A 25,673-nucleotide genomic window follows, 5' to 3' on the forward strand; every position below is an offset into this window, starting at 1 on the left:
ATTTTCCCAATCACAAGGAGAGAATCGAATATGTCGAATGCACAAAAGGCGCTGGTCATGGCCGCTGGTATTTTCCTTGCAATCGCACTCATTACACTGGCGGTTGTGCTTTTTATTTCTGCACAAGATTCGGCCAAGACAGCGCAAAACAGCTATAGCAGTTTGACGAAAGAACTGTCGCAGACAGCCTACACGGTATACGACGGCACGACGCTTTCGGGCAGCCAAGTGGTCAACGCGCTGCGGAAATTTCACGATGAGGATCAGTTCGGCATTCAAATCGTCACAGGTAAGAATCCATCCGGGCAATGGTACGGCAAGACCGTCAACACCGGCGTTCCTCTGGATAGTGTCACGTATGGCACGATTGTCGGAGTCGCCCCCGGCAAACTCAGTCAAACGCTAGATGAAGCGGACATCAACTTCGTCAATCCGAGCGGCAAGTTCCGGGCCAACCTGGTACTGGACAGTAGCAATGTCATACGCGGCATCGTCTTCAGGCAGCAATAGGCCGGATGAAGCTATGAAAGCGTCCGGCCGAGGCTGGACGCTTTTCGTCATGAAGGAGGTACAAAAGCATGGATGATGCGCCAAGAACGATGATGGAGATGAGTGTCGCTTTGCTCGTTTTCCTTGTAGCCGTGGGCAGTGGACTGCTGCTGTTCCAGAACGGTGCTTCGCTGAACACGCTTGCCTATGTCACCGGCCAATCGCAGGATCGCAATGTGCAACAAAGCACTGTGCCGCTTTCGGGCGACGGTACAGTATCTGGCGCGGAAGTGTTGCAAGCCATCGCTCGCTTATCGGATGGAGACGCGGAAATGATGGTAGACGGTGTGCGGTTCGCACCGCCAATAGAACGGGAGCAGCTTTCTTCCACTGGTATCCGTCTGAAGGGGCATTACCATCCCACCTATGAACGGGATGCTGCTGGGCGCTTGCAACGCTTAACGTTAAGGAGCTTGCCATGAATAGTTTTATCAAAATTTTCGCCGTCCTGATCACGGTGCTACTACTCTATATCTACCCGATTTCTACCGCTATGAACCAGCAAGACGATATTTCAGAGTTGGTTGCCTTGCGCGCAACGACGGCTTTTGTGGACGCGGTGCGGGATAAGGGCGGCATTACGCCGACGATGTACAACGATTTCGTCTCCGCACTTGAGGCAACTGGCAATACATTTGATGTGCGAATGGAGCATGACAGCAAAAAGGTTGTGCCAATCTATGACGATCCGACACGGCCCGAAACCTTTAAGGATAGCTATGAGATACAATATGATGCGTTTATCAATGCCCAGATCCTGCCGGTGCTGTTTCCGAGCAATCAACTAGCAAAGGATGACCCGAGCCGACGTTACAAGATGCGCGCAGGCGATAGCTTCGCAGTAGTTGTCCGCAACACGAATCGAACGGTAGGCACGCTGTTCTTCGATTTTCTGAACAATGCCAACAGTCCGAATGAAAAGATCGTGATTCCTTACGGGGGAGCAGTGCGCAATGAAATGGATTGAATGGGCGATTGTCGGTGCGTTGATCTTTCTGCCTTTTGCAACGGCAAACCATAATGATACGGACACTCTGCGACAAACAGTGCTGACGGAGATGAAATACAACACTGCGTTGGATACAGCGGTAGATGATGCCGCAAGCGTGCTCGTCGTCAACGCGACCCAGCAGCATGAAGCGCAATACGGTTCGCTTAAACGTATTGCTTTAAACAAGGAGGAAGCACTGGCGGCGTTCTACCGGACACTGGATGCAGGTTTCGGTATTACCGACTCGGTGACGCAGGAGGTTCTGCATCGCTATATTCCGGCTATCGTGGTCATCGGGTACGACGGCTTCTATGTCTATTCCGAAGAGGAATGGACGGGGCCGGACGGAAAAACCGTCATGAAGCCAGTCTGGGGAACGAAGAAGCCGTATGCGTATGCCGATTCGGCAGGCAACAGCCTGTCCTTTTCGCTCGATCAGCAGGTGCTGGCTTACGATGCGGTAAGCCGGAGCTGGCATGAAGGTTTGCGGCAAGACATTCGTCAGCAAACGACGATTCCGCTTTTGCAGGATGCTGCACTGTTCGAGCAGGTACGACGAAGCACGATTGTTCGGGCGATACAGGACGAACTCGCCTACCGGATTAACCGCTATAACGAAACCGTTTCGCGAAACGGTCTTTCCTACACGTTCACCTTGCCACTGATTGCTAGTGAGGACTGGAACAACTCGGTGGATGATGTGGGTGTTTTGGCTTTTGTACAAGGCATCCCGTTGGGTGCCAAGGTGTATAACAGCTATGCGCTTGGCGGTAGCCGCATCGTGAAACGTCCAACGATCGTCGGAGCCAAAAAAGGCACGATGAAGGTGTATTTCCGCAGTTCCTGCGGATACAGCTACCCGGCCGAAGAAACGTTTGCCAGTGAGCAAGCCGCTGCGCGTAAAGGTTATATGCCGTTGTCTTGTTCTGGCTTATCTTTCTAGTTGAGGCGCATAGAGAACGATGGCAAGCGATGATGATGTAAAGGAGTCCATCGACGATGGGGATGCGATTGTTGCTTTCGGCAATCGTTATTTGGATTGCCACCGGATTTACGAACCCTACGAATGTGCGGCAACTGATCATCAGCGGGGATACTGACCGGATGAATCTGGAGGTTGGCGGTTATGTCGAGGAGATCATACCCGGCGATCAACGTGAGTATGCGGTTCACATCACGAATCCTACGCATGAAGCAATAACGGCGTTGCTCTATGTGGCAGACGCTATACCTGCACTGGATGGCGGCACAGATTTTACGATGCCGGGCGATTCCGATACCGGTTCGGCTGCGTGGTACACAACGTCGGATCGCAATATAACCCTCAAAGCAGGCGAGACGCAAAGCTTTACATTGAACATGCAAATACCTGAAAATGTGGAGCCAGGCCAGTATGCGTCCGTCATTGGTGTCTACAATCAAAGCATGCGGGGATCGGCTAATCGCAAAAGCGGGTTGCAGGTCGTTCTCAACTATAAGCTGGATGAAGCGAGACCTCCTGAAGCCGTTCCACACGCAGCTGTGTACACGCTTGAGAACGGAACGGCATACCTGACGGTTTTGCTGGTCAATGAAGGCGGCAGCATATCCGAACCGGAGATCGCGGTGCGCGTCAAGCGGCAGGGTGATACAAATGAACCGTTGTTCGAACGAAAATCAACGGTTAATACCATTTATGCAGGCACGGTCGCACAGATCAGGATGGAGCTAGGCCGGCCGCTATCCTCTGGCACTTACATGGCGGAGATTACGACCGAAGGGGGTGCCCACATGGAACAGAAGACCTTTCCGATTGAGGTCGTCAGCAAGGACGGCTCGTCACTTCATGAACGTTCTGCTGGTTTGCGACAATCCGACGTTTACGGAGGCATATTGCTGATTCTAGTCGCTATCGTTCTAGCTTTGAGAAGACGGGCTTCACGTAAGATGTGACGAGCGGCACCTAGTTGTTGTGAGGAAACAGGCTTCCAGACAGTGGACATGTAGCAGTAGTAGCACTATGATGTAGGCAACAGCAAGTTCTTCCAGTTCTACACATTTTCATTAGGAGTGAGACACTTGAAGCGAAGGTTATTATCTCTCCTCATTGTGACGCTTTTTGGAAGCATATTCAGTTTGACGGCAAGCGCGGCCACGGCCAGTCAACCGCCAACCTTCGTCAGTGTCGTCATGGACGGCAAAAAAATCTGGTTTCCCGATGCGCAGGCGTTTATTGACGAAAACGAGCGAACGCTTGTCCCAGTGCGCTTTGTCGCACAATCACTTGGGGCCCAAGTTGGATGGGAATCCAAGACGCAGGCCGTTCCGATTACGAGAGACGCTCAATCTATCACGCTGAAGATTAACGAAAACGTCGTACAGGTAGATGGCAAAGCGGTCACGTTGGATACGAAAGCCATTCTGAGCGGAGGGCGTACGTTTGTGCCACTTCGTTTTGTCAGTGAAGTGCTGGGGGCAACGGTGAAATGGGATGCGCCAACGGGCACCGTGTTTATTACGACCAGCGAAAATGACTCGGCTCAGATCGACCAATGGGGGCGCATGATTCGCGCAACCAAGTTGCCGAAGAATGCCAGTGATTATCCGTACATTCTCGCAGACGTTCCAAACGAGATGTACGAGATGGGTTATCCTCATTCGTATCCGAAGGATAGCAGAGTAGCCAACGTCCTATACTCGACGATACCTGAATTCAATAAACGTAACGTAGATATCTGGATGAAGCGGCTCAAAACCTTTGGCGCACTCTGGCTCAATGTCGATTACAACACGATTGACGATGCATGGGCAAAAGCGGTGTTTGCCACTAAAGTGCAAAGCTCTGATGCCGAATTGAAATATATCCGGCGGTATGTGGAATGGGTCAAAGCGAATAAAGTCCAGATCGAAGGCTACTTAGATCCTGAGCCATCTATGATTTACAAAGACGGGTTTGGAGACAACTTTGTACGCTCCAAGTTCCGGATTAAATTTGTCTCTTATAAAGAAAGCAAGGACTTACTATACGATGAATGGTTTCCCAAAAAACAAGTATTCCAAAAAGGCATTTGGTACGAAGGTTACGCGGACATCGCTATTTCCACCAATGTGGGCGGGGATTGGGGGACTACACTAAAAGTAAGTCCAGGGGCAAGTTTGTTTTACAATCAGATAATCCGAAAGGCGGTTTCGGAATAGATGGCTAAATTCAATATCATCCGAAAGACTTTGAGCATGCTGCTGGCATGCTCTTTTTTATTTAGTTTCTTTTCTATTTCAGTATTTGCATCTACTCCTGACGTCAAGACTGAATTCGGTTCTATTAAATTCAAGCTCACCGTTACGGCAGCAACTTCATCCATTCGCTACAAAACGGTAGGGTGGACTGTTCGTCGCGACCAACTCTGCACAAGCGGCACAGTCAAACAATGTGGAGATCCACGTAGCGGCAAACATGCTTCGTTCTTGGATCAACAAGTGCGCCAAGTCGATCAGTATCCAAACCCTCCAGTTCCTGGCGAACCGCTCACGACTTTCTATGAAGTAAGCGAGGCGCTCGTGACGGATGGCATGTGGCAGGCAGGCATGGGAGACATCAAAGAGAATGACGATTTGTACTTGTACGCGATCATGGTGTCCATTGATAGCAACGGTAACGTGCGCAAAGGCCCGTTTTACACGCTGAACGAAATCAAGAATGCGGAACCGTGGGCGCACCCGGATGATTTCGATGATTACTTTGGGATTCACGTCCCCTACCGCAGCGCCAATTTCCCTGTCGATGTTGTTGTGAAAACGGTAAGCGGCAAGGTGATTCAGCAGTCGGGGGCCACATTCCATAAAGGTGACTACAAAGTCGGAGAAACCGTTAACCACGAGTTCCCTGCAACGATAGAGGATAGCGGGAAAACGTACAATATCGTTCGATCGTATCTCTCGCCGAAGAAGGATTTATCGCAGAAGAACTTTTTGCAAGAGAATTCAGATACGAATCCGAAAGTTCGAACGCGAAGCTTTACGGTGGCGCTGGGCGGGACGGATGCAATTGCCGAATATGCAGAGAACAACCCGGTGAAGGCAATCTATCAGAAGGAAGATGGCACAAAGCTCAAGGAAGTCGATCAAGGTGTCTTCGCGACTGGAGATGAAGCGAAATATACGTTCGATCAGCAACTCACTTCTGGCGGTCAGACGTATGAGATTGTTCGCTCTTACATCACGAACAACAACAAACCTGACGAGAAGCTCTTCATACAGGAAAAAGGAGACGCAAAGCTGCGCGAGCGCTCCATCTTGGTGGGCTCCGGAGGCTCTAACTTCGTCGGTATCTATAAAATCCCCTCCCCGATCACGGTGACATCCCGTATCGACGCGCCAACTAACGTCGATGCCTCATTCACTTCGGTGGTGGGGGATTTTGTTTTTGAAGCGAAGTCGCCTGCGCCGCTCAAGTCGTATGAGATCACGAATATCGAGAACGCCGCGTTCGTGACGCCAAGCGACAAGTCCGGTTCGCTCAGCGGCCTGACAGCGAGCAAAACCTTGCCGATCAAAATCCCATTCAGTTCCGGCTCCAGTGTTACCGTCAAAATCACGGTTGTCGTGAAAGATGCGAATGAGAACAGTGGGGATTCTACGTCGGATCATATCGTGAGCAAAGGCGAGAGTGGGGGCGGTGATACCTCGTCACCTGGCACGAGTCAGCAAGCCGAAGCGATGGACGCAGGTGCATCTGCCGTCATCAAAGCAGATACGCGCGGCACGGAAAAATTCGACGTGTTGCAAGGCATCCCGACTTCGGAGAGCCTGTACGCGAATGTGTTAGCCAAGTCGTACTTGTACCGTAACACCTTTACGGAAACGAAGGGAACGAAGCAATATCCCATTAAGGTGAGCAAAACTTATACGCTCACCTGGACGGAGACACAGTCTGGCCCACCGGATGCCAAAGGCAACCCGACGACGATCTTTGTTCCGCGCTCTGATACGCAGACAGTGACGAAGGATTACACGATAGAACGCAAGTATAGCTTCTGGACGATTCAAAATCTCGAAGTGTATGGTCTGCAAAAGGCGACGGTCGCCAATTACGCATTGCCTTCCGGTACGGTAACACTTCAGCCGAGCGGCTACACGCCGCCAACAGTGTCTGTTACGCAAGATGCTTCGCTCAGCGCGCATGTGACCGATCCGGTTTCCGCGAATGTAACGCTTTCTGGGCAAACAGTCTCCGGTGGCTCCAGCCGTCCCTCCGTTCCGAACGAAGATTGGAAGGGCAATGCGGAAAACGTCATCGGCAAAATCAAAGTAAAAAACGATTCGTTCGTATTTAATGGCAGTACGGTGATGGATAATCGGACGGTCGAGGAAACGGCTCCGTCACCGGGTACGATTCCGGTGCCTACCGTGATTGGTCAAGACGTTTTATATGGTTCAAGCTTCGTTATTGATTCGAATAAAGCGAACAAGGTGAGTCAGCCAAGCACAGGAACAATCTATTACACGCTCATAAAAGACATAGGCGGCGGATCGAACCAAAGCTTCCCCATCAATGGCATCAATCCGGTAACCGTGCATACGCCCGTTGTCAATCTGGCATCCGTATCCGACGATCAGGCACATAACCAGAAAACAACGCCGACAGCAGGACGTTCCGCGCTGATTCTTGATCGTCCCTTTACGGTTACGATACCAACGAGCGGCGCGCACAAGGACATCAAGGGCTATGGCAACCGAGATTATGCCAAATATGTGCGAGACAAGCAGGTGAGATTTCCGTTCGATGTCTACAAGGCCGATCACGCCACCTTGATTCCGAAGGATTCGTGGATTTCGATTCCGGTTGGCCAGTTAACTACGGCGTTTTACATGCCTGTTTGGGTCAATGAGGGAAATTATGAGGTGTTATTTCGCACGTTTGCCGAAAACACTCCAGCTTCCTTCACGTCGCAGTCTAATGCCAATCTCGACCTTACCAACCATGTGGCAACACAGGTTGTGGCGGTCGAGGTGATTGGCCGTCTGTTCGACTTCGATATCACCGACATTGCTGACTACCAGTGGGAAACGGTGTTCCGAACGGCGACAGGCAACGCGACGCCGACCGGAAATAGTTATTGGGTTGGAACAAAAGGGATCGACGGTGCGGTACGCGGAAATACAATGCCTTACGTGCTGCCGGTTCGTCCGGGCAGTCATCCGGCGAACGGCAAGAAGAACGTCGTGGTGAAAACGGGTTATCACTTTAAGTTCGAGATGAAGACACTCGGTAACATGTTTGGCACAGGCGACGGTGTGAAGATTACGCCTACGTTCTACTTCGTGGACAAGCAAGGTAAAAATCGGCAAACTGTGGACTTGTACTATCACTCGGGAACCAAGCGGTTTATTCGGATTGGCTCCACGGAGGACACCGAGCAGCGCTTGGTGACGCTGGATACCCGTTTGCGCAATGTATCGCAGCAAGAGTTGACCAACACGGCCAGTTCACTATGGAAGCTGAACGGTTCTCTTGGCACTCAGTCTACGTATGTGCAACAGGCTTTGAAAGACGCGGCGAAAAAGCAGATTTACATGGGCGGTTACAACGGTCTGTTGCTCCCTTCGCAGCTTCGGACGTTTATCGGTAGTCTGCAAGTGCCGTCCGGTATTGATCCTGCGCGGGCCAATGCCTCGGTGCAACGCTGGTTTGGCGAGTACAGTCTTCCTGCTGCTCCCTATGCAGTATCTGCAGGGACGAATCTGGCCGAATATGGGCGTACCCATCGACTGGACGACCATGCGCCGATCTTCCTTCGGGGCGGCTACATTGTGGTCAACTTCAATATCGAAACTATTCGCAATAAGGACATTGCTCACCCGTATTTGCAGTACAAAAACGCGCCGCTGGACAATCAATGGCAAATGGAAGGCTATCAGCGCAGTTTTGTCGATCCTTACGGGGCAACGTACTCCTTACTGGACGGGGACGTTGTTTTTTATCATGCTGATTTATCGAGCTACGATGATTTTGGAACGGGAGGAACCCACTAAATTCACCAGCCGGGAGGAACAGGGTATGTTTGAAAAGCTCCAAAGCGCCGCTCCGGAGGATGCGGCACTTTTTTACTCAGGCTCTGCCGAGGAGAATATGCAGCGCGGCTGCATCGGCCATCTTCGTGGCGATTTCGGTCGTTCAGGCGAAGAATTTTGGATGAGCTGGTTCGGCCGCAACTCTCCCTTACAGACACCAGAGTTTGAAGCGGAATTGGGCAAAGTTATGCAAGCCATTGGAGATCAGGGAGTGCTGAAAAGCCTCCAGGATATGCGTAGGTTCTGTAGTCAACACCCGGAGGCACGTATTCAAAGCAGTCGTAGCCCAAATGTGTATGGTTTCTACATGCAAACACAGGAGCACCGTTACTATTTGCGTTGCTTTACCTATGCTGGTGATTATAACTTTTACGTTTATTGTTATGCTCGTCCCGAACGCCTGACCGAACAGGCACGGGAGCGTCCTTCCATGCCCGTCCCGCTCAAGAAAAGGCCGGAGCCGGAAAGATAGGAGGTTGCGCGTTCATGAATGATCTCGCCCGTTATCGGTTATTGGCGGAAGTATCGGTTTCTCCTGCGGCGAAGCTCGTGTACAGCTATTTGCTAGATCGTGCAGGCGGACGAAACGGCTTCGTCGTGCTATCGTCCAGACGACTTGCGGCTGAGGTGGGCCTTTCAGCTTCTGCTGTGCGACGCAACCTGCACCGGCTTGAGCAACACGGACTGATTAAACTTACGGCACGTTATTCGGAGGAAGGTATTCGTCTTACGAACCAAATTACCTTCGTATGAGGAGGTGCGAGCGTTGACAGCCAAGTTACAACGAATGGCCGAGCTTGCCGCCACTACAGCCCATGCGGTATCGGGTGATCCCGAACGCTGGGCTGATTTTCTGCGGACGGCGGCTTGGAACTACAAATACCCGTTTCAAGATCAACTGTTGATCTATGCACAGCGTCCCGATGCTACGGCTTGTGCATCTATCGAGGTTTGGAATAAACGATTGAACCGTTGGGTCAAGCGAGGCGCGAAAGGTATCGCCCTCATTGAAGATCGTGGTAGTTATTTGGGATTGCGTCATGTTTTCGAAGTGTCGGACACGCAGAGCCGAAATGAGCGGCCAGTCTCCCTATGGCGGTTAGAAGAGTCCGATGCGGAAGCCGTCATCGAGACGCTGGAAAATGCCTTTGGTAGTGAACGAGGGCCGGGGATGGAACTGGTTGACGTGCTGTTGTCTGCCACCCGAAACGCTGTAGAAGATCATAGCGCCGATTATTTGCGGATGTTACTGACCGAGCGCGATAACAGCCTGCTGGAAGAACTGGATGAGTCACACGTCGGACTGCTTTTCAAGGAAGCTGCACAATACGCTGTTTCTTTTATGGCGCTCACCCGCTGCGGGGTGGAACCTTCCCGCTACATTAGCGTTGACGACCTGTCCGGCGTCGGCTATTTCAATTCGCTGCCAACGCTTTCTCATTTAGGCGCGGCAATCAGCGATGTGGCGGAGACAATGCTGCGCGAGATCGAATCCACCATTCGGGCGCTGCGCCGGGAGGCACAGCAAAAAATAGAGAAGCAGCCCCGCGGCATCGTTGCAGGTTCGGCACCCGTCCCGCACAATGATGCTAAAACACGCGAAAGGATGATCGAGCATGGAACTGACCTATACGCCGAACGGAGATTACCTGCTACCCGACCTGGCGATGCCCGAAACAATGAGTATCGGGAAATATGGGATGTTGCGCAAGACGTTTCTCAGGGAACAGCGGAAGGGAACTTACGCCCATCTGATGCTGTCCGAGACGCTGATTCAACATCTGGTGGACATCGAGCGCTCGGCGCGGGAGCAGATCGACCTGACGATGCAGGAATTACTGCGGCAGCATCCAGCCCCGGACAAGATGAACGACTCGCTGGCCTGGACGGGACACATGAACAACCTGAAACAACAGGCGGAGGAATTAATTCTCACGGAACTGATTTATCACTAAAATGGTACGACCGCGCAACGGAGGACAAAAGTCTTCCGTTTTTTCATGACCATCAGATCATTAACATGATGCTTCGTGCCGCGCCGCTTTCGGAGAGCAAGGCGGCTATCGAAGCCTTTTTTGCCGCACATGCAGAGAGCCGCGAACGAACGCTGTATATACGGAGCCTGTTTCCTTCGGGTGTTACGGAGCTAACACTGGATGACGAGAGCAGGGCCGGTTTTGAGCCGTACCGTAACGTATTACATCTTTGGACAGGAACCGCGGAACAGCGGACGGCGCAGAGTTTTTACGATTGGGCGGTCATTGCCGGGCATATCGCGAACATGATTCTTCTAAGCGAGTTTGATTCGGCTCCAAAGTCGCTGCCTTCGTTGCAGCAGCAGACATTATGGATGGAACAAGCGGAGAGCGATCGTGCCTCCGCTTTTTCACTTCCACAAGCGGCCATCGACGCCGTTCTGCAAAACGGTAGCGGCTTTGAGAGCGGAAAGCTGCGTATCGCGCTCTTTTTTGAGCAGTCGTTATCTGCGCAAGAAAACGCGGATTTTCTGAAACGGGAGTACGGCACGGGCGGCCGCCTTCCTGCCTTGCGCGGCACAGATATTCACGAAAATCACGACAGCAAGGGGATTACGTTGACGCGCGGTTCGATTATGCATCCGGACGTTACGGTTATGCTACCATGGATCAAGGTACAGAAGCGTATCGGAGAGTTGCTGGCAGTAGGCAGATACCTGAATCGTCAGGAAGAAGAACGATTGCCTGCCTATGCCGAGCAACAGGAGGAACAACGCAGAGAACGCGCATTGGAATCGATGGAACGTCTTTCGCAGCAATCGGATTATACGTCGGATGAAGCACGCCCAAATGAACCACCCGATCGGGTTCATGCCCATTATGCCTATGCCGAGGGTAGCAACGTCTTTATCGGTACGGATGAATACGAAATTGCGCAACTGGAGACGCGAAAGGTCGTGCTGCAGGACGTTCAATTTCCGTTATTCATGCAGGAAATGGATCGCCGGGACCTCGAGCGCATGTTACGCGAAAATCCGCTGAACGATCATCTGATCGCCGAGCAATCGGAACGGGATTCGCAAGAAGAGGAATGGGATACGGAACCGCTTGACGAAACGGAGCAAACGTCACGGGCGGAGGATGTGGAAGTGGTTCCTTCTCCCGCAGACACCGCCCCCGAGCTTCGGCGTGAATCAACTCCGACCAATAACTATCGAATTACGAACGATGAATTGGGACATGGCGGCGCGAAAACCAAGTATAAATGGAACGTGGAAGCGATTCGGCTGCTCGGGCAACTGGAGAAGGAGAACCGTCAGGCGACAGCGGACGAACAGGCCGTTCTTGCCCGTTATGTAGGTTGGGGTGGGCTTCCACAAGCGTTTGATGAGGCGAATACGCAATGGGGAACGGAATATGCGGAATTGCGAGATCTGCTAGACTCGGAAGCGTATGCGTCCGCTCGCGCCACTACGCTGAATGCCCATTACACCTCGCCTACCGTCATCAAAGCGATGTATGAATGCCTGGAAAAGATCGGTTTTCGTAGTGGCAATCTATTGGAGCCGTCTTGTGGCATTGGCAATTTCTTCGGGTTGGTGCCTGAATCATTCCAAGACGCGCGTCTGTTCGGCGTGGAACTGGACAGTACCACTGGACGCATTGCACGACAGCTTTACCCGAAGGCGTCGATTACTGTCAGCGGTTACGAGCAGACTCCTTTGCCGGACAGCTTTTTTGATCTGGCGATTGGTAACGTCCCGTTCGGCGGTTATGGCGTGGTGGATAAAAAATACGATAAGCACAAGTTCCTGATTCACGACTATTTCTTTGCGAAGACGCTCGATAAGGTTCGCCCTGGTGGAATTGTCGCCTTTATTACCTCCAAAGGGACGATGGACAAGCAAAACCTGGCTGTCCGCAAATACATCGCAGAACGGGCCATGCTACTCGGTGCGGTGCGTCTGCCTAGCAATGCGTTTCTGGCAAACGCGGGAACCGAAGTAACCGCCGACATTTTATTTCTGCAAAAACGGGATCGCATGGTGGCGGTAAGCGAGCAAACCGAGGAATGGCTCTCATTGGGGGAGACAGCAGAAGGTGTGCCAGTGAATCGCTATTTTGCAGCTCGCCCGGAAATGGTGCTTGGCACGATGGCTTATGACGACCGGATGTATGGGAATCAGCAGGAAACGACTTGTCGTCCCTTCCCGGATGCGGTGTTGGATGAACTGCTACGCGAAGCGCTCTCGAACATCCATGCGGAATGGGTTGAGTTGGAACGAGACGATCAGCCAGAAGAGGAAGAAGCCTTCCTGCCTGCAGATCCGTCCGTTCGTAACTTCAGCTTTGCGCTAGTCGAGGGCCGGATCTATTTCCGTGAAAATAGCCGAATGCGACCAGTTGAGACTTCGACCACTGCGACAGGCCGCATCAAGGGCATGATCCAGCTTCGAGACACGGTGCGCGAATTGATCGACTATCAGACTGAGGATTACAGCGATGAGGCGATTCAGGAGCAACAGCACAAATTAAACACGCAGTATGAACGATTTACCGCGCAATACGGTCTGATTAACAGTCGCGCCAACAGCCTTGCTTTCTCCGATGACAGCTCCTACTTTCTGCTCTGTTCGCTGGAAGTGGTCGATGAAGAAGGACGATTGTTGCGCAAGGCGGATATGTTCACGAAGCGTACCATTCGGCAACGGACTAACATTAAGCAGGTGGATACGGCTTCGGAAGCATTGGCGGTTTCGATTGGGACGAAAGCGCGCGTCGATCTGCTTTATATGGCGGAGTTGACCGGACTCTTGCCTGAACAGCTTGTGCAGGAACTTCGTGGTGTCATCTTTCCGAATCCTGAAAGGTTAGATGAAGAAGGGCAGCCCACCTACGAAACGGCGGATGCGTATCTATCCGGCAATGTGCGCGACAGACTGCGCGTTGCCAAGCAGTTCGCCGCTTTTGATGCCGAGCGTTACAGCGAAAATATCAAAGCATTGGTCAGTGTACAGCCGAAGGACTTGGACGCTTCGGAAATTGATTTGCGGCTCGGCGCAACGTGGCTACCGCCGGAAGTCATTCGATCTTTTCTCTTTGAACTGGTGGATACGCCGTACATGTACCAGTCTTCTATCGACGTGATGTACTCCAGTTACACGGCGGCTTGGAACGTCAGAGGTAAAAGCGATGATCGCAGTAACAACATTAAGGCCAACCTCACCTACGGCACGAATCGCATCAATGCGTACAAAATTCTTGAAGACACATTAAATCTGAGAGATGTGCGGATTTTCGATACCGTTTATGAGGACGGTATGGAAAAAAGGGTGTTGAACAAACAGGAAACGGCGATTGCGCAGCAAAAGCAGGAAGCCATGAAAGATGCGTTTAAGGACTGGATATGGCGAGATCCGCAGCGCCGGGAGCGGCTCACACGACTGTATAATGATCGGTTTAATAGCATCCGTCCGCGTGAGTATGATGGTGGCCATATCCGCTTCACAGGAATGAACCCGGAAATCCGGTTACGGCAGCATCAGGTCAATGCAGTTGCTCGCGTACTCTATGGCGGGAACTCCCTGTTTGCCCATTGTGTCGGCGCAGGCAAGACCTTTGCAATGACTGCTGCGGCGATGGAAAGCAAGCATTTGGGTTTGTGCAACAAGAGTATGTTGGTCGTGCCGAACCATTTGACCGAGCAGTGGGCGGCAGAGTTTTTGCAGCTTTATCCGTCAGCGAATGTGCTGGTTGCGACCAAAAAAGATTTTGAAACGAAGAACCGAAAGACCTTCTGCGCACGGATCGCGACTGGCGATTACGACGCGATTATTATCGGCCACTCGCAATTTGAAAAAATTCCGATCTCGGCGGAGCGTCAGTGGCAACAGTTGTTTGAACAAATCGCCGAGATTACAAACGGTATTCGTGACTTAAAAGAAGCCAAGGGTGAGCGGTATGCCATTAAGCAGTTGGAAAAGACCAAAAAGACGTTGCAGGTCAAGTTGGAGAAGTTGAACGACACGAGCCGTAAGGATGATGTAGTTACGTTTGAGGAACTTGGCATCGATCGGTTATTCGTAGACGAGGCGGATGCTTACAAGAACTTGTTTTTGTACACGAAGATGCGCAACGTCGCCGGACTGTCGCAGACGGAGGCCCAAAAGTCGTCGGACATGTTTGCCAAGTGTCGTTATCTGGACGAATTGACCGAGGGTCGAGGGATTATTTTTGCAACAGGCACCCCTGTTTCTAATTCCATCACCGAGCTTTATACGATGCAGCGCTACTTGCAATATGGGCGGCTGTGCGGGCAAGGGTTACAGCATTTTGATGCCTGGGCATCCACATTTGGAGAGACAGTTACGGCAATCGAATTGGCACCGGAAGGAACGGGCTACCGCGCGAAAACGCGGTTTGCCCGTTTTTATAATTTGCCGGAATTGATGAATGTGTTCAAGGAAGTGGCGGACATTCAGACGGCGGACATGCTCCAGCTTCCCGTTCCTAAAGCACATTTCCATAACGTAGCTGTGCCGCCAAGTGAATTTCAGCGTGAGATGGTTTCTGATCTCGCTAGTCGCGCCGAGCAGGTACGGGCGAAACGAGTAGAGCCGTATGAAGACAACATGCTCAAGATCACCAACGACGGACGTAAGCTGGCCCTCGATCAACGCTTGGCCAATCCCATGTTGCCGGATGACGAAGGCAGCAAAGTCAGCGCTTGCGCGGATAATATTTACAGGCATTGGCAGGAGGGGCAGGAGCATCGACTCACGCAACTGATCTTTTGCGACTTGTCTACGCCCAAAGCGGATGGCACCTTCAATGTCTACGACGAAATCAAGCGCAAATTGCTGGAGAAAGGTGTTCCGGCGACGGAAATCGTCTATATTCATGACGCCAATACCGATGTACAGAAGAAGGAGTTGTTTGGCAAGGTGCGGGCTGGACAGGTTCGCATTCTGCTGGGATCGACGTTCAAAATGGGAGCCGGTACGAATGTGCAAACGAAGCTGGTTGCTATCCATGACCTTGACTGCCCGTGGCGACCGCGTGATTTGGAGCAGCGTTTGGGGCGTGTGATCCGCCAGGGCAACCAGAACGGTGAAGCCCATATTTATCGCTACGTCACAGAGAACACGTTTGATGCTTACCTCTATCAAACACTGGAAAACAAACAGCGATTTATTTCGCAGATCATGACCAGCAAGTCGCCTGTTCGGTCTGCTGAAGATATTGACGAAGCGGCGCTCTCCTATGCCGAGGTGAAGGCGCTGGCAACCGGCAATCCGTATATCAAGGAGAAGATTGATTTGGATATTCAAGTGTCCAAACTCAAGCTACTCAAGGCGAGTCATTTAAGTCAGCGTTATGCGCTGGAGGATCAACTACTCAAGTTGTTGCCGCAGCAGATTAAATCTACAGAGGAACGCATTACCGGGTATGAGCAAGACGTGGCGTTGTTCATGCGCACCCAAGCGCCGGAGAAGGATGCCGAATCGCGTTTCCCCGGCATGACGATCAAGGATTACAGTTACTCGGAACGTGCTTCGGCGGGGGCAGCTTTGCTGGATGCTCGTAAGGAGATGACTTCTCCTGATCCGCAGAAAATGGGAACCTATCTCGGCTTCTCGCTGTGGTTATCTTTCGACAGCTTTTCAAAAGAATATAAAGCAACATTACGCGGTGCATTGGGGCATACGGTTACATTCGGAGCGGATGCCAGTGGCAATATAAGCCGCATCAACAATGCCCTGTCGGATTTGCCGAATAAGCTCGTTTATTACCGTGACCAACTTGCCACCCTCAAGCAACAGATGGAGACGGCAAAGGAGCAGATCGAAACACCATTTAAGCAGGAGCAAGAGTTGCAGGTGAAGTCGGCACGTCTCGCAGAATTGAACGCACTGCTGAACATGGACAAACGGGAAAACGAAGGCGTGGATAGCGTACCGGATGACGAATCTGAATTGCCAGAGCGAAAGGTTGTCAAGCGTGAACGCTGACCGTTTGGCACGTTCGCGTGCCCCCCCTTGCTCGTGTATGTTGAATACGAGAGGGGGAGACAACGATGAAGCCGTCATATTTTCAACACTTAGATGACCAGTTCGACAAAGTTTTGAATAAGGCTATGCGACGACTGCATAAGAATGAAAAATATATGACGTTGATGCGACAACGGATGGAGATTCAGGAGCAGCATCCCTTCGTCCTGTCCTTGATTGAAGAGCATGAATCGATATTTCCAAACGATGAGGAATACCGTGCATGGCTTGAGATCAAGCGGACACTTCGTAAAATGGAAAAAATGGAACGTTTGGCGATTTATCGTCAAGGTCATGCCGACTCCTATGATTACTTTAACAGGAGTCGTCCATCACGGTAAACGGGGGCATATTGAGATAGACTTTTCCTCATTTACTGATTGACTCGGAATCGCCTTTGGCTCATGACATCTCACAGATCGAAGCGAGGCAACTACTAGCTATGATGATCAATTACAAGACGCAATGGACCCCGAGATCGGGGTCTTTTGCATTTTGGGAGGAACGTTCATGTTGTATGCCATGCCAAACAGTGGATGCTTTTGTCCAATTCTACCGCCTTGTTGTTACGGAATTAGTTCCACTGAGGAGGGGGAAACCATGTCGGAATTGGAGTTGGTCTCTAAGGGGAAGAATGTATTTGGCGACACGTATTATTACATTCGTGATTCACAAGGGATGACCAATCACGTTTATGAAGGCGATTTAGACACATTTATGAAAATGAATGGCGCGAAAGAGTTGAAGAAAGGCAACGCATATCGGTATCCCAAAAAGCGGGGGATGGAACGATGATTTTCTGAGAGGAACGATCACCATGAGCCATGTAAGCAAAGAACAGATCGAACGTGCGAAGCAAATGGATTTGCTCACCTATTTGCAATGTTTCGAACCCTACGAACTGGTGCGTTGCTCACGTAACGCCTATGCAACTCGAACCCACGACAGCCTTAAAATCTCCAATGGCAAATGGTTTTGGTGGTCGCGGGGCATCGGCGGGCGCTCGGCATTGGATTATCTTATTAAAGTGCGCGGTCTATCCTTTCCCGATGCGGTAATGCAAATAGACGGCAATTCACCTATTCCCCTATCATTGGCTGCGGCAGTCACTCAGCAGGTACGTTCACACACGGAGTTGGAGCTTCCCGAACCGAATGAGACATCGAATCGCGTCAGCGCGTATCTTCGAAAACGCGGCATTTCCCGTGATGTCATTGATTTTTGTCTCGACACAGGCCGTCTCTACGAAAGCCGAATATACCATAACGCGATTTTTGTCGGTTTTGATTTAGAAGGTACGCCTCGTTATGCGGCGATTCGAGGGACAACGAACACCCGGTATATGGGCGAGGCATCGGGCAGTGATAAGCGATATTCATTTGCTATACCGGCTGATGACAGATCCGAGCTGCATTTGTTTGAAAGCGCGATTGATCTGTTATCCTACTGTACCCTCGCGGCGGAGAACTGGCGACAATCGCATCATTTGTCGTTGGCAGGGATATATGCGCCTAAAGAAAACAGGGAAGAACCTACTGCCCCGGCCGCACTCACTCATTACTTGCAAAACTATCCGCAAGTGAAGCGGTTGGTGCTGCATTTGGATAACGATGCACCAGGCCGTTCAGCGACAAGGGTGATTCAACAGGTACTCGGCCAAACGTATTTCATTTCCGACGAGTCGCCCATCGGTAAAGACGTGAACGACGACTTGAAGGATTATCGTAGACAGCGTGAGGAACAAACCCGATAGCGCAGTTCGGCATATTCGTATTCAGATTACTGTTAGGTGAAATAGAGATGGTCTTCATATTCTGATTCCGAGGTGATAAGGCATGAGCGAACAGGTTGAAATCGAGCGGGACGAGGAAATTGAACAAGCATTGTTGGAGGCAGAGGAAGAAGCACAAAGCGATCCGACACGTTTAGATCATCGAACGGTGATGGATCAGGCACACCGGGCAATAGTCAAGGAACGTTGACGGAAGCCAAACTCGATCATGCTTCACACGAAGACGCTGAGCGATCAGCGTCTCTTTGTCGTTTCGATGCAATCGCCTTTTTCCCGGCTGGTGTCATGCAGGGCGACGCGAGACGAATGTCTCGTGTTGCAGCAAGCACTGAATTTGGATATCCAAATTCGCTTGTTAGGGGCTTTGCCCCTAAGACCCCGTCATGGCGATGCTTTTGTTTCATTTACCCAGTGGTTATCAAACCGGCTGTTTGTTTTTGCAACATATTCGCTTAGGGAAGCTATTTAATGAAAGAGGGATGGTCATTGAGGAAACGTTCAAACTCCTTCCTACTCCGTCTGAATGCAATTGAATATGCGTACCTCATGATGCAGGTGGGAAAGACAGGGCTGTCTAGGGAGGCGTTCATTCGAATGCTTATCAGTGGCTATGTACCGAAGGCGATGCCGCCGCCAGATTACTATGCAATGGTGCGTGAACTGCATGCCATCGGAAATAACCTTAATCAACTGGCCGTCAAGGCACATACAACTGGTCATCCGGACCGAGAGACTTTTCAGCAGGAAGCAAACGAGTTGCGCCGCGCAGTTCAGCGGATTCAACATGCCGTAACGGAGCCGGAGAGGAGAATAGAATCGCAAGAAGAGCTTACGAACTTTTATCAGCCGTAAGGGGAGGAACGGGCTTGGCGACAACAGCGATTTGGGATGTGACTGACCGCCTCAAGCGCGTGTTGGACTACGCGACCAATCCCGAAAAAACCGATCAAGATAGAGCCGAGCACGAAGGGTTGCAGCAAGTGCTTGCATACACCGGCGATAATGACAAAACGGAGAGACAGTTATATGTAAGTGGCATCAATTGCGACCCGATAACCGCGTACGAGCAAATGCAACGAACTAAACGGCATTTTCAGAAGACCGAAGGCATTGTTGCTTTCCACGGCTACCAATCGTTTGCTCCTGGCGAGGCTACACCGGAAATGGTGCATGCCATAGGTGTTAAACTGGCGCAAGAGTTATGGGGCGAACGCTTTGAAGTCGTGGTATCCACCCATTTGGATAAGGGGCATCTGCACAACCATTTCGTCCTCAATTCTGTATCGTTTTTGGATGGAAAAAGGTACTACGATAACAAAGCCTCTTATGCGCTGATGCGACAAACGTCCGACCAACTGTGCCGAGAGTATGCTTTATCGGTCATTGAGCAGCCGGAAACGGGTAAAGCCAAGCATTACGGCGAGTGGCGAGCGGAACAGGAAAACAAGTCTACCTGGCGCGGCTTGATTCGCGAGGACATCGACAATGCTATCGCGACTGCCATGACGATGACGCAATTTTTCACGGCCCTTCAAAAGCAGGGGTATGAGATCAAGTCAAACGTCAAACATTTGGCGGTACGCCCGCCGGGTAAAGAGCGGTTTGTGCGATTGCGTAGTCTCGGCGACGCATACACGGAACATGCAATTAATGCGCGTGTGCTGCAAAACCAGCGTCCGCAGCGTCAGCCCCCCGTGCCGCTGCCGCGACGCAAACGAGCTGTAATTGTAATACGCAGTACCGTACACATCAGACGGAGATTCAGCGGCCTGCAAGCCTTGTATTTGCGTTACTTATATAGGATGGGGGTTATGCCCCGTTCCCACACGTCCCGTAAACGGACGTCTTTTTTATTGCGAGAAGACCTGCGACATCTGACGGCGATCACGGAGCAAACCAAACTGCTCTGTCGTCATCGGATTACCAATACGCATCAGATGACGAACTATCTGGACGGGCTGCAAGCGGAATTGCAACAAGGATACGGTTCTCGCAAAATGCTGTACAACCGGATTCGACGTTGCCAGCATCCCGAGCAAATCGAAGCGTATCAGTCGCAAATTGCGGAGATTTCCCGTCAGCTCGCGAAGCTCCGAAAGGAGGTGAGGCTTTGTACGGGCATCCTTGCCCGTTCCGATGCAATGGCACACAAGCTAAAGCGTACTGAGGAAGATCATTCGACACGAAGGGAGGCGAATGTCCATGAGCAGCGGAACCGAAGCGGCGGATCAGGTCGTCAGCATGAGTCTCCGTGGCATTGAGGTCATGGCGAAAATTTCCGGCGAAGGCGCGAAGCATCTGGCGGTTTATTTGTTCGCGGCCTTACAAGGGCAAAAGCGCACAAGGGGGCGCATTCGTCTGGAAAGCTTGTTGCGCAGTGGCAAGGAACTGAAGGTGTTTGCCGTACGAAATGAAGACTTGCCGACTTTTTGTCAAGAAGCGAAGCGATACGGCGTCCTCTACTGCGCGCTCCGCGATAAAAAAAATGTGGACGGGCTTTGCGACGTGATGGTGCGGGCCGAGGATGCGTCCAAAATCAACCGAATCGTAGAGCGCTTTAAGCTGGCGACGGTAGATACAGCCAGCATCAAGCAGGAGATTGTGAAGTCACGCAACGAAAAGCAATCGGACGAGCGTAAAGGTGCGGCGCAGGAGCAACAGAACGGGATACCCGAAGAAGGAGCAGGTGAGCCGTCCGCTTCAAATGAGGGAGCGGCAGTCAGTGAGGATTTTTTGGACGATCTGCTGGGAAAGCCAGAGCCGGTGGCGGAGGTTCAGTCGGTAAACGAGCAGCAGGGAACCGATCATCCGGCGACCGAGGCGTGGGAGGTCGGAAGGAAACGAGAGCATCCGCAGCCGCTCCTGCCGACACAGGAGGAGAAGGCAACGGAACTGTCCTCTCCGTTCGCGCCTACCTCCGGGCACAGCGCGGCATACGAAAAGGTTACGATCATCCCTGAAAAGCCAAAGGAAAAGGTGTCGATTCGTCAGTTATTGCGTGAAATTCGAGAGGAAAATCGGGCGGCGGAGGCAAGGCGGCGGCAAAGGGAGCAGGAACCGCCGTCACCGAAACGCAGAGATCGCGGAAAGGCGGCATCTGGCAGTAAAACGCCTGTTCCAACTACGGGGAGTCGAAAGCGAGGGAAATCGAAATGAGCGAATGGGACGAGTTATTCCAACCCCAAGCCTCTAAAATGACCGATCAACGTGAACAGCCGTTCGATAAAGAAGCATGGGCGCAAAAAAAGCAAGAATTGCGGCAGTGGACGTATGAGACGATTGACGCTACCACCATCGCCATCGCGCAAAGCGGCGAACAATTCCAGCATTATCTGGACGTGCAAAGCCGGTTTGATCTCTACAGTGTCTCTAATGCGTTGCTGATTCTGGCGCAGCGCCCCGATGCCACGCGAATTGCCGACTTTGACGCTTGGAAGGAACAGGGTGTCTTCATTCGCCGCAAGGAAATCGGATTTTACATTCTGGAGCCGGGTGAGGAATACAAGCGGGAAGATGGGAGTACGGGAGTCAGCTATAACCCAAAGAAGATGTTCGATGTTTCGCAAACGACGGCACAGAAAAAAGAACCGCCGACTTTGCTCGATGATCGCACGCGCATCAAGGCGTTGACGGACCGGTCGCCTGTTCCGATTACGATCGGAGACGACCTGCCTACGGAAATTCATGCGCTTTATCAACCGGACATGCGTAACATCGTAGTGAGCCGTGGACTTGGAGCGGGTGACATTTTTCGGTCGCTTGCGCAGGAACTCGCACACGCGGAGATGGATCGCGGACATCACGACTACAGCCGTTCGTCTTACAATTTCCAAGCGTATTGTGCTGCGTACATGCTTAGCAAAAGGTTCGGTTTCATGACGGATTTCTTTCGTTTTGATCGCGTGCCTGAAAGGCTTAAGGCATTAGAACCGCAGCAAATTCGCGCTGAGCTTACGGTGATGAAGGATGCGGCGCACAACCTAACTCGTCGTATGCACCGTGTGCTCGCTGAGCAACGACAGCAGCAATCGAATCGTAGCGACGCAGCCCGCTAGTGACGATACCTTTCATTATTTCTGGGGAGGAAGGAAGATGAGAGAGGAAGAGCGTATCCTGTGTATGGATCATTACGAGCATGGCATTGTCATCAACGCCTTGAATGCGCTACGTAATGACCTGATCGGCCAGCAGCGGCCGACCGATCCTGTTGACGATTTACTGCTGAAGGCGATTGATGCCCCTTATACGAAAATAAAGCGCCGAGGTCATCATGCGGCGCGCTGAAACCGCAAGGAGTAATCTTTTACTCTTTGCGGTTTTTTTGATTCCGGTCGTGTGGGCGGCTTTGCTTGCCGCCCCTGCTTTGTCAAAGGGATTACCTACACTCCTGCTGCATCTCAGCGAAGCACTCAACCATCCCTTTGATATTGAATGGGTGAGCGATACGCCACGTTGCCTTTTATTATTTACGCTCATGTATGGAATTGCAGTCGGCTTGTACTTGGCCACGCCGCGCAACTACCGTCGCCGGGAGGAACACGGTAGCGCACGATGGGGCAAAGCCAGACAGATCAATGGCAAATATCGCAGCAAGCAGCCTGAGCAAAACAAAATTTTGACGCAACAGGTACGCATCGGCCTAGATGGACGTAAGCACCGCCGAAACTTGAATGTTCTCGTCGTGGGCGGTTCCGGTTCCGGTAAGACACGGTTTTACGCTAAACCGAATGTCATGCAGGCGCATACGTCCTTTGTCGTACTCGATCCCAAGGGCGAAATTCTGCGCGATACCGGGCATCTGCTCAAGTCCGAAGGCTATGACATCAAGGTGCTGGACCTGATCAATCCGCATCGTTCGCATGGATACAATCCCTTTGCCTATTTGCAAGACGACAAGGATGTTCTCAAGCTGGTCACCAATCTGATCCGTAACACGACACCGAAAGGCAGCAATACAAACGATCCCTTTTGGGAACGTTCCGAGACAGCCCTGCTTGAAGCGCTCGTACTCTACCTGCTATACGAAGCGCCACCCGAGGAGCAGAACTTCCCGATGGTCATGGAAATGATTGCGGCTGCGGAAGTGCGGGAAGAGGACGAAACGTATCAAAGCCCACTCGATGAATTGTTCGAGCGGCTGGCGATGCACGACCCGGAACACCTTGCCGTCAAGCAGTACAACATTTTCAAGCTGGCTGCGGGGAAAACGGCGAAGTCCATTTTGATTGGCCTCGGCGTCCGACTAGAGAAGTTTAACCTGCATACGATTGCGGGCATGAGCACGGTCGACGAAATGGAATTGACCGTTATGGGAGAGAAGAAGACGGCGATGTTTGCTGTCATTCCCGATAACGATAGCAGTTTTAATTTCATTGTCGGTATGCTGTACACGCAGCTTTTCCAATGCCTGATGTACGAGGCGGACTATCGGCATGGCGGGCGTCTCCCGGTTCATGTTCATTTTGTCATGGACGAGTTTGCGAATGTGGCGCTCCCCGATGAATTTGACAAGCTGCTCTCCACCATGCGCAGCCGGGAAATTTCGGTTTCCATCATCCTGCAAAATCTGGCGCAGCTCAAAGCGCTGTACAAAGATGCGTGGGAATCGATTGTCGGCAACTGTGATGAATTTTTGTACCTGGGCGGAAATGAACAGTCCACACACAAATACATCTCGGAACTGCTCGGCAAAGAGACGATTGACACCAACACCTACGGCCAGAGCAAGGGGAGAAACGGCAGTTACTCGATCAACTATCAGCAGTCAGGCCGTGAGCTTCTAACACCCGACGAAGTTCGACTGCTCGACAACCGTTATGCCCTGCTCTTTATTCGCGGCGAACATCCGGTGAGGGACGACAAGTACGACTTACTCCGGCATCCGCATGTCACGCTCACGACAGATGGTAGCGGTCTTCCCTACCAACATGGCGGAACGGAACACGCTTTGGATTGGCAATCCGTCTTCCTCCATGATGACGGGGACTACGAGTTGCTTTCGGAAGAAGAAGTAGAGTCGCTATTTTTACGAGGGGAATGATGAAAATTGAAATTCAAAACCAAACGGCTGCTGGCCCTGTACATCGTTCTGGTCTTAACGGGAACCGTCTTCGTTTCCACCGCTTATGCAGAGGGCGATCCGATGACGACGGTCAACAACCTCTCCACGTTCATTTTCGGGTTAATCCGTGCGATTGGCATGATTATTCTCGGTTTCGGCATTGTGCAGATCGGATTGTCGCTCAAATCCCATGACCCTTCCCAGCGTGCAAACGGATTTCTAACCCTCGCTGGTGGGGTCATTATTACGTTTACGAAAGAAATCCTTACCTTGATTGCCGGATGAGCTTGAAGTTTTGTATAAGGGGGATGGACGGCGCTTCGTCTGTTCCCTGTTTACGGAAGGGGTGAGCCTATGTCAAAAAACAGTTGGGTGATCGACAACCTCGAAAATGCGCTCGATACATGGAATGACAAGATGAATGAAATCTGGAGTCTTGTGACCCAATCGCCGGCAGATTTCAAGGGCGGGGGTATTTGGCACGTCATCACCGATATTCATGGCGCATTGCAGGCGACGGGGCTGGCGCTTCTGGTTTTGTTTTTTGTGATTGGCGTCGTAAAGACCACGGGCAGCTTTGCGGAAGTGAAAAAGCCGGAGATGGCCGTCAAGTTGTTTATCCGTTTTGTGCTGGCCAAGGCGGTCGTGACCTATGGGTTGGAGTTGATGATGGCACTCTTTGCGATTGTACAGGGGATCATCTCGACGATGATGGGGCGCTCCGGGTTCGGAACATCAGGAACAATGACTTTGCCGAATACGATAGCACAGGCGATTGAAGATGTTGGATTTTGGCAAAGCATACCGCTGTGGATCGTCACCATTCTCGGCAGTCTGTTCATTACGGTGCTATCTTTTGTGATGATTCTTTCGGTGTACGGGCGCTTTTTCCGTCTCTATTTATATACGGCCATCGCCCCTGTTCCGCTGTCCACCTTCGCGGGGGAGCCAAGCCAAAACATCGGAAAATCATTCCTGAAAGGATACGCGGCAGTTTGTTTGGAAGGCTCCATTATTGTACTGGCGTGTATCATCTATTCCGCCTTCGCCACCGCACCTCCGGCTGTTGATGAGGGTGCAGGTGCGATTACATTGGTATGGACGTACATCGGGGAACTCATCTTTAATATGTTGGTTCTCGTTGGGACTGTAAAGATGGCAGATCGTCTTGTGCGTGAAATGATGGGACTGTAAGGGGCCTCCG

At 51.6% G+C, this 25,673-nt stretch carries 22 protein-coding genes; all 22 read left to right on the top strand.

Annotated features, from left to right (window positions below; all coding sequences use genetic code 11):
• The first annotated feature begins 30 nt into the window (after window positions 1–30).
• The 22 genes from K7P76_RS16780 (at window position 31) to K7P76_RS16885 (ending at window position 25,663) form a co-directional block, all read left to right on the top strand.
• Window positions 31–510 (top strand): ABC transporter permease, encoded by a 480-nt coding sequence (locus tag K7P76_RS16780; RefSeq protein ID WP_232186456.1) that lies wholly within the window; start codon window positions 31–33, stop codon window positions 508–510.
• A 68-nt stretch (window positions 511–578) separates the two neighbouring features.
• Complete coding sequence (locus tag K7P76_RS16785; RefSeq protein ID WP_232186457.1) at window positions 579–971, top strand: hypothetical protein; 393 nt, start codon at window positions 579–581, stop codon at window positions 969–971.
• Window positions 968–1,516 carry a hypothetical protein gene (locus K7P76_RS16790; RefSeq protein ID WP_232186458.1) on the top strand — a complete coding sequence of 183 codons (549 nt, stop codon included), beginning with the start codon at window positions 968–970 and terminating at the stop codon, window positions 1,514–1,516. The genes K7P76_RS16785 and K7P76_RS16790 overlap by 4 nt, the downstream gene beginning before the upstream one ends.
• Entirely contained in the window at window positions 1,503–2,483 is a 981-nt protein-coding gene (locus tag K7P76_RS16795) for a hypothetical protein (protein WP_232186459.1), read from the top strand. Before K7P76_RS16790 ends, K7P76_RS16795 begins: the two co-directional genes overlap by 14 nt.
• Before the next feature lie 56 nt (window positions 2,484–2,539).
• The gene (locus K7P76_RS16800) at window positions 2,540–3,472 is read left to right on the top strand and encodes a COG1470 family protein (RefSeq protein ID WP_232186460.1); all 933 of its coding nucleotides are present in this window, start codon (window positions 2,540–2,542) and stop codon (window positions 3,470–3,472) included.
• 126 nt (window positions 3,473–3,598) lie between these two features.
• Window positions 3,599–4,717, top strand: coding sequence for a copper amine oxidase N-terminal domain-containing protein (locus K7P76_RS16805; protein ID WP_232186461.1), 1,119 nt, complete (start codon window positions 3,599–3,601; stop codon window positions 4,715–4,717).
• Entirely contained in the window at window positions 4,718–8,551 is a 3,834-nt protein-coding gene (locus tag K7P76_RS16810) for a DUF5704 domain-containing protein (RefSeq protein WP_232186462.1), read from the top strand.
• A 25-nt stretch (window positions 8,552–8,576) separates the two neighbouring features.
• Window positions 8,577–9,062 (top strand): hypothetical protein, encoded by a 486-nt coding sequence (locus tag K7P76_RS16815; protein ID WP_232186463.1) that lies wholly within the window; start codon window positions 8,577–8,579, stop codon window positions 9,060–9,062.
• Between the two features lie 14 nt (window positions 9,063–9,076).
• Window positions 9,077–9,343, top strand: a complete 267-nt coding sequence (locus K7P76_RS16820; protein WP_232186464.1) for a helix-turn-helix domain-containing protein — start codon at window positions 9,077–9,079, stop codon at window positions 9,341–9,343.
• Window positions 9,344–9,356: 13 nt separating this feature from the next.
• The gene (locus tag K7P76_RS33835; RefSeq protein ID WP_255678601.1) at window positions 9,357–16,577 is read left to right on the top strand and encodes a helicase-like domain-containing protein; all 7,221 of its coding nucleotides are present in this window, start codon (window positions 9,357–9,359) and stop codon (window positions 16,575–16,577) included.
• A 65-nt stretch (window positions 16,578–16,642) separates the two neighbouring features.
• Window positions 16,643–16,957, top strand: coding sequence for a DUF6664 family protein (locus K7P76_RS16830; RefSeq protein ID WP_232186466.1), 315 nt, complete (start codon window positions 16,643–16,645; stop codon window positions 16,955–16,957).
• 259 nt (window positions 16,958–17,216) lie between these two features.
• A complete protein-coding gene (locus tag K7P76_RS16835) occupies window positions 17,217–17,411 on the top strand; it encodes a hypothetical protein (protein ID WP_232186467.1) in 195 nt (64 codons plus the stop codon).
• A gap of 22 nt (window positions 17,412–17,433) precedes the next feature.
• Window positions 17,434–18,369, top strand: a complete 936-nt coding sequence (locus K7P76_RS16840) for a DUF3991 and TOPRIM domain-containing protein (protein WP_232186468.1) — start codon at window positions 17,434–17,436, stop codon at window positions 18,367–18,369.
• An 82-nt stretch (window positions 18,370–18,451) separates the two neighbouring features.
• Window positions 18,452–18,598: a hypothetical protein gene (locus K7P76_RS16845; RefSeq protein ID WP_232186469.1), complete on the top strand. Its 147-nt coding sequence runs from the start codon at window positions 18,452–18,454 to the stop codon at window positions 18,596–18,598.
• Between the two features lie 278 nt (window positions 18,599–18,876).
• The gene (locus tag K7P76_RS16850) at window positions 18,877–19,260 is read left to right on the top strand and encodes a plasmid mobilization protein (RefSeq protein ID WP_373692422.1); all 384 of its coding nucleotides are present in this window, start codon (window positions 18,877–18,879) and stop codon (window positions 19,258–19,260) included.
• 14 nt (window positions 19,261–19,274) lie between these two features.
• On the top strand, window positions 19,275–20,669 hold the full coding sequence (locus K7P76_RS16855; protein WP_232186471.1) for a relaxase/mobilization nuclease domain-containing protein: 1,395 nt from the start codon (window positions 19,275–19,277) through the stop codon (window positions 20,667–20,669).
• Window positions 20,611–21,564: a PcfB family protein gene (locus K7P76_RS16860; RefSeq protein ID WP_232186472.1), complete on the top strand. Its 954-nt coding sequence runs from the start codon at window positions 20,611–20,613 to the stop codon at window positions 21,562–21,564. The genes K7P76_RS16855 and K7P76_RS16860 overlap by 59 nt, the downstream gene beginning before the upstream one ends.
• Entirely contained in the window at window positions 21,561–22,463 is a 903-nt protein-coding gene (locus K7P76_RS16865; RefSeq protein WP_232186473.1) for a hypothetical protein, read from the top strand. The genes K7P76_RS16860 and K7P76_RS16865 overlap by 4 nt, the downstream gene beginning before the upstream one ends.
• A 37-nt stretch (window positions 22,464–22,500) precedes the next feature.
• Window positions 22,501–22,692 (top strand): hypothetical protein, encoded by a 192-nt coding sequence (locus K7P76_RS16870; RefSeq protein ID WP_232186474.1) that lies wholly within the window; start codon window positions 22,501–22,503, stop codon window positions 22,690–22,692.
• Window positions 22,693–22,843: 151 nt separating this feature from the next.
• The gene (locus K7P76_RS16875) at window positions 22,844–24,448 is read left to right on the top strand and encodes a VirD4-like conjugal transfer protein, CD1115 family (RefSeq protein ID WP_232186475.1); all 1,605 of its coding nucleotides are present in this window, start codon (window positions 22,844–22,846) and stop codon (window positions 24,446–24,448) included.
• Between the two features lie 6 nt (window positions 24,449–24,454).
• Entirely contained in the window at window positions 24,455–24,754 is a 300-nt protein-coding gene (locus tag K7P76_RS16880; protein WP_432643700.1) for a glutamyl-tRNA amidotransferase, read from the top strand.
• Window positions 24,755–24,823: 69 nt separating this feature from the next.
• Entirely contained in the window at window positions 24,824–25,663 is an 840-nt protein-coding gene (locus K7P76_RS16885) for a VirB6/TrbL-like conjugal transfer protein, CD1112 family (RefSeq protein ID WP_232186476.1), read from the top strand.
• Window positions 25,664–25,673 lie beyond the last annotated feature (10 nt).

The sequence above is a fragment of the Cohnella silvisoli genome, from assembly GCF_021190915.1.
Classification (GTDB): Bacteria; Bacillota; Bacilli; order Paenibacillales; family Paenibacillaceae; genus Cohnella; species Cohnella silvisoli.